The sequence below is a fragment of the Brevibacillus borstelensis genome, assembly GCF_037834415.1.
Taxonomy (GTDB): domain Bacteria; phylum Bacillota; class Bacilli; order Brevibacillales; family Brevibacillaceae; genus Brevibacillus; species Brevibacillus borstelensis_A.
Genome location: NZ_JAUMSJ010000004.1, coordinates 18,618 through 33,312, shown reverse-complemented (window position 1 = coordinate 33,312; position 14,695 = coordinate 18,618). Strand labels below are relative to the sequence as shown.

Sequence of the window (14,695 nt, the reverse complement as noted above, 5' to 3'; positions counted from 1 at the left end):
TCTATGAAAACTTTTTAAAAGAGCTTGGAAAAATAGTTCTTGTTTTCTTTTGGAAGACATGCTATATTACAAGAGTCGCCGCCAGAAAGCGGGACTTTGTCGGAAAATGGAGCTGTGGTGAAGTTGGAGTTCACGCCGGTCTGTCACACCGGAGGTCGCGGGTTCGAGTCCCGTCAGCTCCGCCATTTTCACGAAGATGCAACGGGCCTCTCACACGTAAACGGGTTTACCCTTGCAGAATGGACAGGAAGTGTTGCTCGGGCACTTCAGATCTGGCTCGCTCGAAGCTTTTCGAGGTAGCATCGCCAGTGGAAGCGAGTCCCGTCAGCTCCGCCATTTTCTCTCAAAGCGCCGGTGTAGCTCAATTGGTAGAGCACCTGACTTGTAATCAGGGGGTTGTGGGTTCAAGTCCTATCGCCGGCACCACTTAACAGCATAACTTGCGGTCGTGGCGGAATTGGCAGACGCGCTAGATTCAGGTTCTAGTGGTGGCAACACCGTGGAGGTTCAAGTCCTCTCGACCGCACCACTTCATCAATGACAGGTTTCTGATCTGCTTTTTCTGGCAGAGCAGGAACCTTTTTGTTATTCAATATCTTTAAGCTGGTGCTCATTACCTGGGCAGAAGAAATCTTGGAACTGTAATCCAAATGAGCGTAAATATAGGCTGTAGTGGAGAAATGATTATGACTGAGCCATTCTTGAATTTCCTTCATGCTTACGCCGTTTGCGAGCAATAGGCTAGCGCAACTGTGCCGAAGATCGTGAAAACGAATCCGGCGCATTTCATGTTTCTCCAGTACAAGCGGAAAGTGCTGAGTAATATATTCCTTTAATCTGTTGCCCCAGCTTATCCAAGTAGATGTAATCTTTGTACTCGTTGCTATAAGAACTTTTGTAAAGTTCACGGTTTTTCTGCTGCTCCTGCTGAATCCGTTGCAGTAATTCCTGAAAAACCGGAACGAGAGAGTTGTCCACTTAAAGAAGCTTGCACCAAAGCTAAAGGGAATCGGGAAATCAGCGTAAGTATGGAATACCTGCGGTACAAGCAGCAAGCCCGCGAGAAACTCCGAAGCGAGGAAGGATACGCGCTGTCGGTTCGAAGGATGATTGAACCGGAGAGTGTATTTGGGCAATTGCAGAACAACCGAGGATTCAGACGTTTTCTGCTTCGAGGCTTGTCGAAAGTGAGCCTAAGAGGTCGGGTTGCTTTCGCTCGCCCATAACCTGCTAAAGAAAGCGGCGATAGACCAAAATAAAGAAATGACGGTGCCGGGATGACCTCCCTGACACCGCCATTTCTTTATTTTTGCCGATTTTTTCATCAAACGAGCTGTCTCGTCAAGTGAGCAGACTTACTTTTGGGACAGCCCCATTGAGTTTTGTCTGTTGACATGGTATACCTTGTTAACGAAACAATATTATACCAGATGATGTAATCCCATCCTCTTCTCTTCGTATGTCCTCATTTGGCACAGGTGGATCACTGAACTTTCGTATGCTCCGACGCTCTTTGATAATGGACTCAACCTTCATTTTCAATACTCCCGCACCAGCGTGCAATTCCTTCTTTGATTGTTTGCACCGGAACTGAATTAGAGAGGGATACCGCCCAAGCAATATGGCCGTCCGGTCGAATAAGTGCTGTGTGAACATCACTCCAAGCCGGTTCAAATTCAGCAAGAGTTGCATATACCACCTGAAGCGGGCTATTCGTTTTCCATGAAAGGGTATGTTGTTCATTACCGTTTAAATGCAACAGTACAAATTCACCGTGGTGCAGAAGCTGATAGGCGTCAATCGTATGTCCTTCTCTTAGCTTCAATCTTAAATCTTTGAAACGTTGCCCGTTCAAAGGATGGGAAGGTGATTTTGCATCTGAAGCATAATGCACATCCAGTGCTGAGATTTGAGCAGCGAGTTGAACATTAGCCTCCGGTATTCGAATCAGTTGGGCCAGCATCTTCCGAAGTTCCATGATAGGAGGAGTGACGTCCATAAGCAGAGTTTGAACCTCGGTGTTTCGAAGCAACGCCGTATTCCAAGGGAAGCGTTCGGTATGGTAACTATCCAGTAGCCAGTCTGGAGCCCAACCTTTGATGGCACCTGCTAGTTTCCACCCTAAGTTCATGGCTTCTTGTAAACCAACGTTCATTCCTTGTCCACCAGCAGGGAAGTGGATGTGCGCTGAATCTCCTGCCAAAAGTAGTCGATTGTTTCTATAATGTCCGGCTTGACGCGTCGCATTCCCAAATCGGGATAACCATCTCACATCGCTCAAACCTAGATCGCTTCCTGTCATGCGAATAATCGAAGAACGGAACTCCTCCAACGTCACCGCCTCATCTTTAGAGACGTTGCGCCGCTCCATATCAATCATCAACACTCGGTAGAATTGCTCGTTGATCGGCATAATGCTGATCAAGCCTTGATCCGTAATTTGCGAAATAACACTCATTGGAGATAAATCGGACAACACTGCATCTCCCAGGATGGCTGTAAAGGTGGCATCTGAACCTTCAAACGTGATACCGGCATGTTTTCGAACCATGCTTCTCGCTCCATCTGTGCCCACTACATACAAGGCTCTTAAAGTTGACTTGCCATCCGGTCCCTCAATAATAACGTCAACTCCATCTTCATCCTGGTTCAAAGCCACTGCTTCAAACCCTCGAAGTACAGTCACTTCTTGCTCATCTGCCCATGCTTCCAACACTTTTTCTGTTTCGGTTTGTGGTAGGAAAAGCGTGTAATTAGAGGTTGAATCAAGCATGGAGAAATCCAAAGGGGTATCCAATCCAGCAAAGTGACCTCGAGACAACGGGCGTCCTTTGCTCATAAGGTTTGCTTTCAGCCCGCGCATATCCAAGATTTCCAGTGTGCGAGGATGTACGGTAAGCGCTCGGGAATAAGGGTTGGTTTCTTTCAAGCGTTCAATAACGCAGGCTTTTACGCCGGCTAACGCTAGCTCTCCGGCTAACATCATGCCAACGGGTCCTCCGCCGATGAGAATGACTTCATAATTCATGTCCATTACCTCTTTTCTTTGTCATTATGGGAAAATTACGATCGCGTCTATTTCGATGAGCCACTCAGGATCTGCTAGCGATTGAACGCCAATATAAGTGCTTGCTGACTTCGACCATTTTGTACCAAACACCTGATAACCGGCATTGAAAACGATCGGAATCAATTCCGGCTTGTGGTTGACCACGTAAATATTCATCTTTGCGATGCTTAAAGGCTCGGCCCCTATAGCTCGTAATGCATGCATAAGATTAGTAAACGTTTGGATCGCTTGAGCATGATAGTCACCAGGGCCGATGAGTGCTCCTGTATCATCTACCGCGACCTGTCCAGAAATAAAGGCCAGTTTAGAAGCAGTGGTGACCACCACCTGGGAAATGACGGAGGTCATTTTATCTGTTAATGTTGTTGGATTTACGATTTCCATTTCACACATCTCCATTTCCACGTGTATTAAAGATTGAGATAATTGCTGTTATAGACCACTCCAATTCGAAATTATTGTTTCATATGAAAACGTAAATAAAACTATTTCTTACAAAGTTCATCTCGTTTTGATTAATTAAATTGATTCATGTGAAACAATTTAATTGTACTGTGTGTTATTTGGTATGTCAACAAGGGACAGCTGTGGCGGAAGAGCTGATGGTTCTGATCAAACCGAAGTGAAGAGGGCAGAGAGAAAGTATAAAGAAACCATCTTGAACTGTTCGGTAAGACTCCAGTTTAAGGTGGTCTTTTGGGTGCTTACTATAATTACGAACGTTCATGCTTGTCATTCCGGATACCGAATCGGGAAGGCATTTTTTTAGCCGAACGCCGGTCTGATTTAGTTTCGAGAACTCTACGCAGAGGTAAACGCTGGTCATATCCTCTTCATCACGTGGCAAACATCCTAAATCCGACGCTCGACCAGTCTCGCCCTCCGCCAACAGAATCCGGTTGAACGACTACAAAGCGTCAGTTACCAGGCGTACCGTGAAGAGCGTGCCAGGTGGTCAAGCCGATTGGAAGAAACAAGAAGTACCTTTTAGCAAGATCGTTACATATGAATAAATGAGAGATTCTTTTGAGATAGGGTTTATTCAAAATGTCATAATATAAATATTATCACATGAAACAAATTAGAAATATTTAGTGTCGTGAAACTTATCAATCCTAGTTGTTATCATTGTTTCTTTGGAAAACATATGATGATATAATGAGTAAAAAACCAAGGGGCGATCTGACTTATGGGGATTTCAAATAAAAATAAGGCTGCAATATATGAAAATTTCATTCAATTTCTTCAGCAAAAAGAACAATACGAAACCCGAATAACGGCATCCTATCTCGAAGGGCTTCGAAAGCATATTGACGTGGAGTTCAACTTGAACATGACCGAACTGCATACGATTGCGTGTATCGGAGAACAAGAGCCGATCAACATCACGTCCATTGCCGAGAAAATTCAGGTAAGCAAGGGGAACACTTCCAAGATCGCCACCAAGTTGCTTAAGGCAGGTTGGGTGAGAAAGACTCAGCTCAACGATAACAAAAAAGAAGTCTATTTTCGTTTGACGCCTGCCGGGAAAAAGCTGTTTGCCGCTCACGATGAGCTTCATGCAAAAGAAGAGCAGCGGATGTACGATTTTCTGGATCAATATAACAATGCTGAGCTTGAGTTTATTAATAAGTTGTTTAATGACATGATTTCCTTTTATCAATAAACAAAGAGCAATCATAGGATGGGGCTAGTAAATAACACTATGAGTATTTTCATAATATTGGTCTCACCCATAAGTGTCTACTTTTGCCTTTTACTATTTATTTCTTGAGTAGGTATCACCTATTACCCTGAAAAATCTTAAAAGTAAGACCACACGAAAAGGAGGTCGACCAATTAAGTTCTGGTGACCTCACAATGACCGACGAGACGGTATCGACAGGATTATTCATGCCGGCACACTTTTTTATATTGCTCTTAACAAATAGCAGACAACCTGATTAGCCGTTTACTGCTTAACATTGCGGATGCCAATATCCTTAATCAATAATTTACCTTTAGAGGCTTGGTCGAAGATAAAGCTGATCTTGCTAATTTGCCCCGCCATTAAACTTGGGTTAGCTTCAATAAATTCAGCTAAATCTGGGTATTGCTCATCACTTGAGCTGAAGAAAGCTTTGAGCTATGGTCAAGATGCGCAGAAATGTTCGCCGTAGTGGAATAATGGCTATGCCCCAGCCATTCCTGAATTTCCTTTAAGCTGACACCGTTAGCAAGAAGCAAGCTGGCACAACTGTGCCGAAGATCGTGGAAACGAATCCGTCGCAAGTTATACTTTTTAGGACAAGCGGAAAGTGCTGAGTAATATAACCCGGCTTGATTCGCTCTCCCGGCTTATTAATGTAAATGTAGTCCTGATATTGGTTTCTATAAGAGTCCTTATACAGGCTCCATAACGTAAGTTTAATTCGGTAATTGACAATTCATTGAACAGTGAGATCATCAAAAATGTAATTGATATTGATTTTCATTATTACATAAGCTATAATCATTATTGTTTACCGGTAAACAATAATGATTATTTGGACATTGTTATACGGCTTACACGTATATCGATCGGGCCGAAATTAAACTCTGTTTCACTTTATCTGATGCGTCAGAATCAATATTTTATTAACTATTAAACAAAATGGAGAAACGAATGGTGGAACCTGCTATGAAAAATAAGAATGTAACCAACATGGAAGAGCAACAAACTCAGAAGCCCATGAAGTTTATGCCAATAATTGTAGCGATCTTCATGGGAAACTTCCTGTCGCTGCTGAACAGCAATACGATTAATATAGCTTTGCCAGTCTTGCAGAAAGAATTTGCTTCCGACTTGAGCGTCGTGCAATGGACATTAACCGGCTTCATGTTGGCGCTCGGCACCTTCGCGCCTACATCTGGCTATTTCGGCGAACGCTTCAGTTACAAGCGATTGTATATTTTCGCCTTGCTCGGCATGACGGTTGCTTCCGTGCTGTGCGCCTTGTCTTGGAACGCGCCGATGCTGATCGCCTTCCGCATTGTTCAGGGCGCGTTCTGCGGTATTATAGTGCCGGCGTCGATGACCATGATATTCCAGATCATACCGCGACACCAGCAGTCTGCCGCCATGAGCATCTGGATCGCCGCTTCGATAGTGGCGCCAGCCATTGGACCGACTTACGCGGGCTGGCTTATCCAGCACGGCTCCTGGAAGTGGCTCTTCTGGACCAATGTGCCGTTGGGGCTGCTTGCGATCGTTGTTGCCTTTTTCTTCATTCCTTACTATCGTCTGAAAGTACCGAAGGGATTCGATTTATGGGGGCTTCTGACGGTCATCGCCGCAAGCTCGCTGCTGCTGATCACGTTGTCGCAAGGCTCTAGTTGGGGATGGAGTTCTGCCAGTACGCTGCTTTGTCTGGGAGGCGGGCTGTTGGCGCTGGCGCTGTTTCTTTGGCGCGAGATGTCAATTGAGTCGCCGCTTCTACAGCTCAAAGTGTTTCTGAACCGGCGCTTCACGTCGACAGTGATATTGCTGTGTATCGTGATGATCAACTTTTTTTCGGGCATGCTCCTTGTTCCCGTCTTCCTGCAAGATGTTCAGGGACATTCGCCACTTGATACGGGGATGATTCTGCTACCGTCTACACTTGCCATGGCGATTATGTCCTTGGTTGTCGGTCGGCTGTACAAAGTGGTTGGCCCCATGCCGCTGCTGCTTGTTGGCGTACTGTTGATGGCCGCAGGAAATTTGCCGCTCGCGTGGCTGCAGATCGACAGCTCATCCGCTTATACGCTCTTGTGGATGACCGTCCGCAGTCTAGGTCTGGCCCTGGTGCTGATGCCGGCGACGACGGCAGGGATGGAGGAGATTTCCCGCGAGTACACCGGCCACGCCTCCTCCATTCAGAACTGGCTGCGGAATGTGTTCGTATCGTTCGGTGTAGCTCTTTTCACCACTCTGCTGGCTTCACGTACTGCTGATCACGCCGCTAGGCTGACGGATGGGGACGGCGGACCGCACCTGGCTCAGTTGTCCACAACGATGGGCATCAACGATTTGAACATTTTATCAACGCTCATTGTAGTGCTGGCTCTACCATTTGTTTTTGCAATTCGCTCAAAGCGGAAGAAGGAACGGGGAACGGACGGCGCCTTGAGCAATCCCGTGCGTTAACCATCAACCATCACGTATCTTTGGTAGAGGAACGTTGCTCTCCGGCGTCGGAATGTGATACGATCGTTTCGCGGTTAACCATAAATAATGTGACTGAGGTGCGAGATGATGAATACATCGGAGACGATCAAATGGCTGGTCTATGCGCAGGTCGTTCATTTTGCGCATCTGAGCGAGCAACTGATCGAATCGGAGCAAGACAAGCTTCTTCGTTATGCGCAGGAACAGCAATTGGAGTCGATCCCGCGTCATTTGACCAGCGTGCACGTGATCGACTGCATCGGCAACAACGAGCCGATCAACAACACGGCACTTGCGGAAAAGATGGACTTGTCCAAGGCCAGCATTACGAAAATCAGCGCGAAGCTGTTGGAGGAAGGATATATAAAGCGAAGGCAACTGAATGACAATAAGAAGGAAATCTACTTCAGTCTGACGGCGAAGGGCAGACAGGTTTTTGAGCTGCATCAACAGCTTCACAAATTGAAGGAGGAGCGGTTTATGCAGTTGCTCAAGCCGTTTACGGAAGCGGAATTGCACGCTATTCTGCGATTTCTGCAGAGCGTATCCGCGCATTGGACTAAGAAAGAGCCGGAGTAGGCGAGCGGCCCGGCGTTGGCAAGCGCCAATCGCGGCCGGAAGCTTCGGCCACTGAACATTGCAATGGGAGCGTGAACGCCCCGCTACGGATTGTCCAGGTCGACTTTTTTTATTTCTAGGTTAATAATTTTAGAGCTAGTCCTAAAAAGCGCTTTTAATATGCGTTCAAAACGCTTTTTACTGCAAGTGGTCTAATCTCTACCCCCTGTCTCCAATAGGGTTGATTATTGCATGTGAAATGAAAAAAATTGACAGAACACGCACTCTACATTAATATTGTTCATAGGTAAACAATATTGGAGAAAAATTGGCCTGAATGCTGCAAAATGCCATTTAAATCTGATTCATGCACTAGAATGGTTTACAGACACGGAAATTGACGCTTTTATTCAGCAAGCAACACATGGAGCGATCGAAGACGTTTATATTCAGTTCGACGGAAAAAGGGCGAGAGGTCTTTCAACTCCGTGATCCCTTGCACCGCGTGGAAGAAGAAAAATTCTGAGGAGGGATTTAAAAAAAAGCGAACCATTTCTTCAAAGGATTAATCGCTTATGTCAACGGATGCATCGGTGATCTATAATCGGGAAGCATTCCCATGCCATAACTTGCAGGCATTCGATCCAGTAGGAAATCGTTCGAGAAAACATGATTATAAGGAGTGGTCGTAATGGAATTATTCGATCCCAAAACCGTGATCAACACGGTTGAAGCACTTGAGGCGGTCGCGGGTAGGATTCTACCTTCGATGAAGTTAAAGGTAATCAACCATCTTGATGAAGGCGCGATACGTTGGATTGCTGCATCACCACTTTTATTCGCCGGGTTCGGTGATGGTGAAACGATCGGAATCACCTTAGGCGGTGGTGATTCCGGATTTGCAACTGCCGATACGCACGAGCTTCGCGTGCCGACCGCGATGCTCGACGACCCGACGCTAGCTCGACCCGGCACGGGTTTCGGTTCACTGTTCCTGCTTCCCGGCATCAGGGAGACAATGCGCGTCAATGGTCGAGTCGTAGATGTAATTGACGGTGTGATTCGCATTCGCGTTGAGGAGTGCTATGGTCATTGCGGCAAGTCGCTGATCCGCTCCGATTTCTGGAACGCCACACCCGACGATAGAGCGCCGCAGGACGACTTTAGCTTCGTTTGCGCCAGCCGCTTTATGGCATTGGCGACAATGGACGCAAACGGCTGTGCCGACCTTAGTCCGAAGGGCGATCCAGCCGAAAAAATGGCGCTTGTTGAGAAAGGCTGCGTTTGGTTCTCCGATCGCCCGGGAAATCACCGCACTGACAGCTTCCATAACATCATCACGCAACCGCATGTCTCGGCAGTGTTTTTGATCCCAGGGTCGACGTATGTTGCCTCCGTCTCGGGAACCGCCCGTATTACGACTGACGAGGCAATACGTACACGCTTCGCCGTTCAGGGAAAGACACCGGCGCTGGCTACCGCCATCGAAAGCAATAATTTCGAGTTGAGCCAGAGCCCTGCTCTCTTGCGTGCCAAACTCTGGCCGATGTCAGAGCCTACTCACGGTATCCAGCCCACAAAGATATTCATCGAGCATATGAACATGAACAAGAACAAGGGCTTAGAAGGGGGATACGCGAACGCAGAACTGTCGATGTCCGGGTTGCAGGATCTGCTGAAGAAGGAATACAAGGAGAACCTCTACTAAATCCGGCGGATATTGGTTGCCATTATTCCGCACTATCAGGGAATAATAATTTTCCTACGAAGGCTCGCTCATTCGCAGGAGCGGGTATTAGTGAAAAATAGTTCTGTAACTGCCTGCTGCCCGAGCGGCTATTCATGATCGCATTCATGATATTGAACATGCTGATGTCCAGCTTGTAGGGCTGCTCGATACCGAAACATAAGGTCAGATTGCCCTGCGGGTCGAAATCCACCAGCAGAACCTTTTTTTCTTCATTGGATAGGGCATAAGCCAAGCTGCAGGCGGTGGTTGTTTTTCCGGTGCCACCTTTTGATTAGCAATGGTAATAGTCGTTGTCGTTTCTCATATTAACCCTCCCCGAAGCTGTCGCTTCGCTAATTTGTCAATGGCAGGGAGCAGGCTGGGTTCTTGTATCGTTCTCTCAGAGTTCTCGCAAACGTCCAAAATCAGCCGCATTTTACGGCATTTGCCGGGAACCCTTGCGGCGCTTGGATTAGAACGAAAAACCCGCAAAAAACCTTGATTTTACAAGGCTTTTGACGGGTTGTACCAATCGCGTGCGCGTTTCAGGTTCTAGTGGGCAACATCGTGGAGGTTCAAGTCCTCTCGACCGCACCACCTTTGCAATGAACAAGCTCTTGAATTTGTCCTTGTGGCGATTCAGGAGCTTTTTGCATGATTGGGAGTTGCAATGTATAGCTTATCACTTAAGCTGAAGAAATCTTCGAGCTGTAGTCGAGAGGAGCATACGGGTTAAAACAAAGCATGATGAAGACGAATGAAAATGAGTTGCAAAGTCTTATCATTGGCTCATTAACCAAAGCGGGGGGATGGGGTGAATAGGGCAGCTTTTGATTTCTTGACACGTCATATCATTAATAGTAATATTATGACTATGAAAAACACAATTAAAAAATCACCTGTCGCTTTAGCCATCCTTTGTTTTCTTATTGAGGAGCCAATGCATCCTTATCGTATGCAGCAGCTTATTAAAGAGAGGGGGAAAGACGAGGTTATTAACGTTCGCCATCGAACGAGTATTTACCAAACGATTGATCGTTTGCATCGAGACAAAGCCATTGCCATCCAAGGAAAGAAAAAGAATGAAGGGAGACCGGATTTCATTGTTTATGAAATCACGGAGCTTGGACGAAATGCTGCATACTCATGGATCCGGGAGATGATCTCTACACCGGCTCAGGAATTTTTAGAGTTCCCCGCCGCGGTTTCTTTTCTGGCCCTGTTAACGCCTGAAGATGCCTCATTGCTCTTCAAACAGAGAGTAAGCGCTCTTGAAAACACACTTGCTCGACTTGAAGATCAATTTCAGCAAGGAGCATCGATGGGTCTGCCGCGCTTAGTTTTACTTGAAGCCGAATATCAACGAGCGGTACTTGCGGCTGAAGTGGAATGGATCCATTCCGTCATCGCGGATATACAAGCTAAAAAGCTGACATGGAGCATGGAAGAGCTGCGCGAGATAGCCGAGCATCTGGATAACCGCTTGGATGGAAAACAAACTTCATATACGAAAGGGCGTAATATTGATGAATAAGCCACGACATAACTTCTCATCATTCGATGAAACGGTTCCTGTGCTTGTTGTTGGAGGGAGTCTGGTAGGCCTGTCTTCCTCCCTTTTTCTGGCCCGGCAGGGAATTAAGCCATTGGTCGTTGAGCGCCATCCAGGAACGGCCATTCACCCACGCGTTTCGAGCCTAACTGCCCGAACGATGGAAATATTCCGTTCGGCCGGGATCGAGGAGGAGATTCGCCGTGAAGAGCCCCCCTTCCCGCAGGAGTTTGGCGTCATGTTTGTAGAGAGTTTGGCCGGGCAAGTGTTTGACAACCTGATGGAAGATATGAGTGCTTACTTTACGGATGCTAGTCCTGTTGAAGGAAACGGCATCGCACAAGATCTGCTTGAGCCGGTTCTTCGGGCACAGGCCGAGCAAGCCGGTGCCGATTTGCGCTACAGCACGGAGTTGATCGAGTTTGAAGCCGACGAGGATGGTATCTCAGCCCTAATTCGTGATCGAATCAGCGGCGAAACGCGCCGTGTTCGAGCCAAGTATATGGTCGGAGCGGATGGGAGTAAGAGTGGAACCCGCACACAATTAGGTATTGGTCAACATGGAGAAGGAACGCTCTGTCATCTGATCAGCGTAATTTTCGATGCAGAAATTCATAGGCTGTTTAGAAGCCAAAGCGCGCATATGTGTTTTTTTGCCAATGATACCGCAAGCGGAAGTCTTGTACTGTACCCTGGAACTTTCAGGCGACCTCATATATACCGGTTGGACGTTATCTATGATCCCGAAGAGGAAACCATTGACGATTATCCGGAGGAACGCTGTATTGCATTAGTTAGGGCAGCAATCGGAATTCCTGACATCCCTGTTACGATCAAAAAGGTATTAACCTGGGAAATGGCCGCCCGCATAGCTGACCGCTTCCAACAAGGCCGCATTTTTTTAGTTGGCGATTCCGCGCGGGTGCAACCTCCAAGCGGCGGTTTGGGAGGCAACACCGGCATTGCCGAGGCGCAGAACCTCGCTTGGAAGCTGGCCGCCGTCTTGCGCGGTGAAGCCGGTCAGAATTTGCTTGCCACTTACGATGCGGAGCGGAGGCCCATAGCGGATTACACGGTAGAGCAGGTCGTCATGCTTTCCCAGCAGCGCGAACATGAAGGATCGGATGGGATTACTGTAAATCCCCTGCATATCAATATGGGTTATCGTTACCAAGACGGCGCCATCGTACCGGAAAGAGGCGGGCAGAAGCTCCCCTTTGTACAGTCGCCCGAGTTATGGACGGGCCAGCCGGGAACCCGCGCGGCACACATCGTTCTCGAACGGGATGGTCAAAACATTTCCGCATTAGATTTATTTGGTTCTCGATTCGTCTTGCTCGTTGGCCCCGACGGACAAAACTGGTTGGAGGCTGCACAACATGTTAAAGATGCACTCCATCTTCCAATGGATATGTATCAGATTGGCGGTCACAAAGGCGATTTCAGCAATCCCGGGAACGATTTTCTTGACGCATACGGAATCACTTCCACGGGGATTATCATCGTGAGGCCAGACGGGTACATCGGATGGCGAAAAACGGTTGCCGGGGAGAATAAGGAAGAAATGGAACAGGTCTTAACCCATGCGCTGTCAACAATCCTCTTTCGCTAAACCAACCACATCAAAAAGGAAAGGAAATTAATCATGCTTACATTTGAATACACCGAAACCTATGACCATCCTGCGTCTATCGTGTTTTTACGCCTCATTGATCTAAAGGGGCGAGCTTCCTGGATGAAAGGCATTATTGAGAATCGAGTCACCCCTGAAGGACCGGCCCAGTTGGGGACGAAATATTTCGAAAGCGGAAAATATTCGGGCTTCAAAAGCGAAAAAAACATGATCGTGACCGAGCTTGTTCAGGATCATTTGTTGACAATCGAGACAGCTCCTGATGAAAAACAATCATTTCGCGAAAGCTATCGTATTGAGCCGATCTCCGAAAAATCTTGCCGTGTTCATTTCACCATTCAAGTTGGCAACGTTCCGAAGGTAGCTGAATTTTTCATGCGTCAATCGATGAAGAAAGAGCAGCCGCAAACAGCTGCCAGATTGAAGGAGGTGCTTAAGAGCTAATTTCCATACTGCTTGCTGCCGCGAGTGCAATTCCTCATTTTAGTAGTATAAAGGCAATATATTTTTTGTTATTTATCTTAATAATTAAGATAAATAAGGATTGGACAGTTACGGTTGAAGGCGGTACAACAGGTTGGCGTAAATGTCTCGCGGCTTGAGAAAGACATGAGCTAACGAATAGGCTTAAAAGTAAGCATCTTGCAGGGGATGAAGTGATTATGTTCTGTAAAGAAAGGAATGGATAACAAATGTCTAAGATCTCAGTAGCTATTGCTGGCGCCGGATTAAGTGGATTGTGCCTAGCACATTCATTGCTTCGGGAAGGTATTGATGTACAAATCTATGAACGCGACCAGGCAGTGGACAGCCGGCGTCAGGGATATCGGATAACGGTGGATAAACATGGCATCACAGCATTGCAGCAATGTCTTCCTTCACGGTTGTTTGATCTGTTCCTTGCCACTGCTTCACCAACGGATCAGGATAGCTACTTTCGCTTAACGAACCAGAAGCTTGGTGAGGTATTCAAGTTTTCTTTTAAAGGAGATCCGAGCGGTTCCGACTTGCGGATACCGCGCCAGGCGGATCGCCAGACACTACGGACCATTATGTTAGAAGGTCTTCACCATAGAATTCATTTCGGCAAACAAGTTATTCGTGCTGAAGTAACCTCCAAAGATGCGTTTTTACACTTCTCCGATGGAGACTCGGCCCATGCCTCACTCTTAGTATGCGCTGAAGGGGTTCATTCGGCCCTTCGTAAACAGCTCCTACCGGAATGTGAACCGGAAGATACTAATTATTGGGCGATTTATGGCCGGTCACTCCTTGTTCAAAAAGACAGGATATTAGTGCCGGATTGGCTAAAAACGAGCGGAGTGCATGCTATCGGTCCTCCAGGTAGAGGGTTCTTCTTTACGACGATGGCCTTTCGTGAGGCTCCGCAGAAAGCTTTTGCTCGATTTGGAATGGAGCAATCGCCCCCAATTTTGGACGATTATGTCATGTGGGCAGTTCTTTTGCCTAAGGAACAGTTTGTTGAATTTCAGAATAACCTTCGTTCGGAGGAGTTGCTTCAATTAGCGAGGAAGACTACACAAGACTTTCACCCGGATCTCCAAAGTATTGTGGAGTCTGCTGACGTGAATTACACCATGGGGGTAAACCTCAGAGTCGCGAGGAAGCCTGTATCGTGGCCGATCTCCCGGGTAACATTCATGGGGGATGCAGTCCACGTTATGCCCCCGACCGGATCACATGGAGGCAACACAGCTCTGTGTGATACGGCACTGCTCTCTGAAAAGCTTAAAGCCGTATCATTTCATGAAGCATCGCTAGATCAAGCTATTGGCTCTTATCAAAAGGACATGATCAAGTATTCGTTTCGTCAGGTGGAAGCCTCGAAAGTGATGATGAAGCGCCTTACCATTAAAAATCCGTTGATGCGCTGGGCCATGTTGTCCGCAGTACCATGGATTCGTTCAATGACAAACAAAAATTAATCTATAATATGCGCTGATGCAAGGACAGCTGTTTGGATG

Annotated in this window: 13 protein-coding genes, 3 tRNA genes and 1 pseudogene; 12 read left to right on the top strand and 5 right to left on the bottom strand. The window is 47.0% G+C overall.

The features are described 5' to 3' along the window. Positions 1 to 108: 108 nt before the first annotated feature. From Q3F21_RS05575 to Q3F21_RS05565, 3 genes are all read left to right on the top strand, one after another. A tRNA-Asp gene (locus Q3F21_RS05575) sits at positions 109 to 185 on the top strand. Between the two features lie 165 nt (positions 186 to 350). Continuing rightward, positions 351 to 426: transfer RNA gene (locus tag Q3F21_RS05570), tRNA-Thr, on the top strand. A gap of 16 nt (positions 427 to 442) precedes the next feature. Beyond that, positions 443 to 529, top strand: a tRNA-Leu gene (locus Q3F21_RS05565). Here Q3F21_RS05565 and Q3F21_RS05560 read toward each other — a convergent pair. After that, positions 483 to 785, bottom strand: a complete 303-nt coding sequence (locus Q3F21_RS05560; protein WP_340250714.1) for a tyrosine-type recombinase/integrase — start codon at positions 783 to 785, stop codon at positions 483 to 485. The two genes, Q3F21_RS05565 and Q3F21_RS05560, sit on opposite strands and share 47 nt — an antisense overlap. Before the next feature lie 180 nt (positions 786 to 965). Here Q3F21_RS05560 and Q3F21_RS05555 point away from each other — a divergent pair. Further along, positions 966 to 1,281 (top strand): annotated as a pseudogene (locus Q3F21_RS05555) (transposase); the annotation flags it as partial. Between the two features lie 244 nt (positions 1,282 to 1,525). On the opposite strand, the gene Q3F21_RS05550 reads toward Q3F21_RS05555, so the two are convergent. Both Q3F21_RS05550 and Q3F21_RS05545 read right to left on the bottom strand, forming a co-directional pair. Then, positions 1,526 to 3,028 carry a monooxygenase gene (locus Q3F21_RS05550; protein WP_340250472.1) on the bottom strand — a complete coding sequence of 501 codons (1,503 nt, stop codon included), beginning with the start codon at positions 3,026 to 3,028 and terminating at the stop codon, positions 1,526 to 1,528. A gap of 24 nt (positions 3,029 to 3,052) precedes the next feature. Beyond that, positions 3,053 to 3,454: a RidA family protein gene (locus Q3F21_RS05545; RefSeq protein ID WP_340250471.1), complete on the bottom strand. Its 402-nt coding sequence runs from the start codon at positions 3,452 to 3,454 to the stop codon at positions 3,053 to 3,055. A gap of 805 nt (positions 3,455 to 4,259) precedes the next feature. Here Q3F21_RS05545 and Q3F21_RS05540 point away from each other — a divergent pair. After that, positions 4,260 to 4,736 (top strand): MarR family transcriptional regulator, encoded by a 477-nt coding sequence (locus Q3F21_RS05540; RefSeq protein WP_340250470.1) that lies wholly within the window; start codon positions 4,260 to 4,262, stop codon positions 4,734 to 4,736. Positions 4,737 to 5,149: 413 nt separating this feature from the next. On the opposite strand, the gene Q3F21_RS05535 is transcribed toward Q3F21_RS05540, so the two are convergent. Further along, entirely contained in the window at positions 5,150 to 5,341 is a 192-nt protein-coding gene (locus Q3F21_RS05535; RefSeq protein WP_340250469.1) for a tyrosine-type recombinase/integrase, read from the bottom strand. Between the two features lie 388 nt (positions 5,342 to 5,729). Between Q3F21_RS05535 and Q3F21_RS05530 the strand changes: the two genes are divergently transcribed. From Q3F21_RS05530 to Q3F21_RS05520, 3 genes are all read left to right on the top strand, one after another. Next, positions 5,730 to 7,217: a DHA2 family efflux MFS transporter permease subunit gene (locus Q3F21_RS05530; protein ID WP_340250468.1), complete on the top strand. Its 1,488-nt coding sequence runs from the start codon at positions 5,730 to 5,732 to the stop codon at positions 7,215 to 7,217. Positions 7,218 to 7,325: 108 nt separating this feature from the next. Further along, positions 7,326 to 7,817 carry a MarR family transcriptional regulator gene (locus Q3F21_RS05525; protein WP_340250467.1) on the top strand — a complete coding sequence of 164 codons (492 nt, stop codon included), beginning with the start codon at positions 7,326 to 7,328 and terminating at the stop codon, positions 7,815 to 7,817. A gap of 670 nt (positions 7,818 to 8,487) precedes the next feature. Beyond that, entirely contained in the window at positions 8,488 to 9,504 is a 1,017-nt protein-coding gene (locus tag Q3F21_RS05520; protein ID WP_340250466.1) for a pyridoxamine 5'-phosphate oxidase family protein, read from the top strand. 22 nt (positions 9,505 to 9,526) lie between these two features. On the opposite strand, the gene Q3F21_RS27400 is transcribed toward Q3F21_RS05520, so the two are convergent. Continuing rightward, positions 9,527 to 9,778: a ParA family protein gene (locus Q3F21_RS27400; protein ID WP_425341215.1), complete on the bottom strand. Its 252-nt coding sequence runs from the start codon at positions 9,776 to 9,778 to the stop codon at positions 9,527 to 9,529. 561 nt (positions 9,779 to 10,339) lie between these two features. On the opposite strand from Q3F21_RS27400, the gene Q3F21_RS05510 reads away from it, so the two are divergent. The 4 genes from Q3F21_RS05510 to Q3F21_RS05495 all read left to right on the top strand — a co-directional run bounded on the left by Q3F21_RS05510 (position 10,340) and on the right by Q3F21_RS05495 (position 14,656). Further along, entirely contained in the window at positions 10,340 to 11,059 is a 720-nt protein-coding gene (locus Q3F21_RS05510) for a PadR family transcriptional regulator (RefSeq protein WP_340250465.1), read from the top strand. After that, positions 11,052 to 12,689: an FAD-dependent monooxygenase gene (locus Q3F21_RS05505; protein WP_340250464.1), complete on the top strand. Its 1,638-nt coding sequence runs from the start codon at positions 11,052 to 11,054 to the stop codon at positions 12,687 to 12,689. Before Q3F21_RS05510 ends, Q3F21_RS05505 begins: the two co-directional genes overlap by 8 nt. 33 nt (positions 12,690 to 12,722) lie before the next feature. Then, positions 12,723 to 13,154, top strand: coding sequence for an SRPBCC family protein (locus Q3F21_RS05500; RefSeq protein ID WP_340250463.1), 432 nt, complete (start codon positions 12,723 to 12,725; stop codon positions 13,152 to 13,154). A gap of 248 nt (positions 13,155 to 13,402) precedes the next feature. Beyond that, positions 13,403 to 14,656 carry an FAD-dependent oxidoreductase gene (locus Q3F21_RS05495; RefSeq protein WP_340250462.1) on the top strand — a complete coding sequence of 418 codons (1,254 nt, stop codon included), beginning with the start codon at positions 13,403 to 13,405 and terminating at the stop codon, positions 14,654 to 14,656. The last annotated feature ends 39 nt before the right edge of the window (positions 14,657 to 14,695 follow it).

Excerpts from the sequence above, each read along its gene's own strand:
- Q3F21_RS05560 (WP_340250714.1), bottom strand. The coding sequence starts at position 785 with ATGCGCCGGATTCGTTTTCACGATCTTCGGCACAGTTGCGCTAGCCTA.
- Q3F21_RS05550 (WP_340250472.1), bottom strand. The coding sequence starts at position 3,028 with ATGAATTATGAAGTCATTCTCATCGGCGGAGGACCCGTTGGCATGATG.
- Q3F21_RS05545 (WP_340250471.1), bottom strand. The coding sequence starts at position 3,454 with ATGGAAATCGTAAATCCAACAACATTAACAGATAAAATGACCTCCGTC.
- Q3F21_RS05540 (WP_340250470.1), top strand. The coding sequence starts at position 4,260 with ATGGGGATTTCAAATAAAAATAAGGCTGCAATATATGAAAATTTCATT.
- Q3F21_RS05530 (WP_340250468.1), top strand. The coding sequence starts at position 5,730 with ATGAAAAATAAGAATGTAACCAACATGGAAGAGCAACAAACTCAGAAG.
- Q3F21_RS05525 (WP_340250467.1), top strand. The coding sequence starts at position 7,326 with ATGAATACATCGGAGACGATCAAATGGCTGGTCTATGCGCAGGTCGTT.
- Q3F21_RS05520 (WP_340250466.1), top strand. The coding sequence starts at position 8,488 with ATGGAATTATTCGATCCCAAAACCGTGATCAACACGGTTGAAGCACTT.
- Q3F21_RS05505 (WP_340250464.1), top strand. The coding sequence starts at position 11,052 with ATGAATAAGCCACGACATAACTTCTCATCATTCGATGAAACGGTTCCT.
- Q3F21_RS05500 (WP_340250463.1), top strand. The coding sequence starts at position 12,723 with ATGCTTACATTTGAATACACCGAAACCTATGACCATCCTGCGTCTATC.
- Q3F21_RS05495 (WP_340250462.1), top strand. The coding sequence starts at position 13,403 with ATGTCTAAGATCTCAGTAGCTATTGCTGGCGCCGGATTAAGTGGATTG.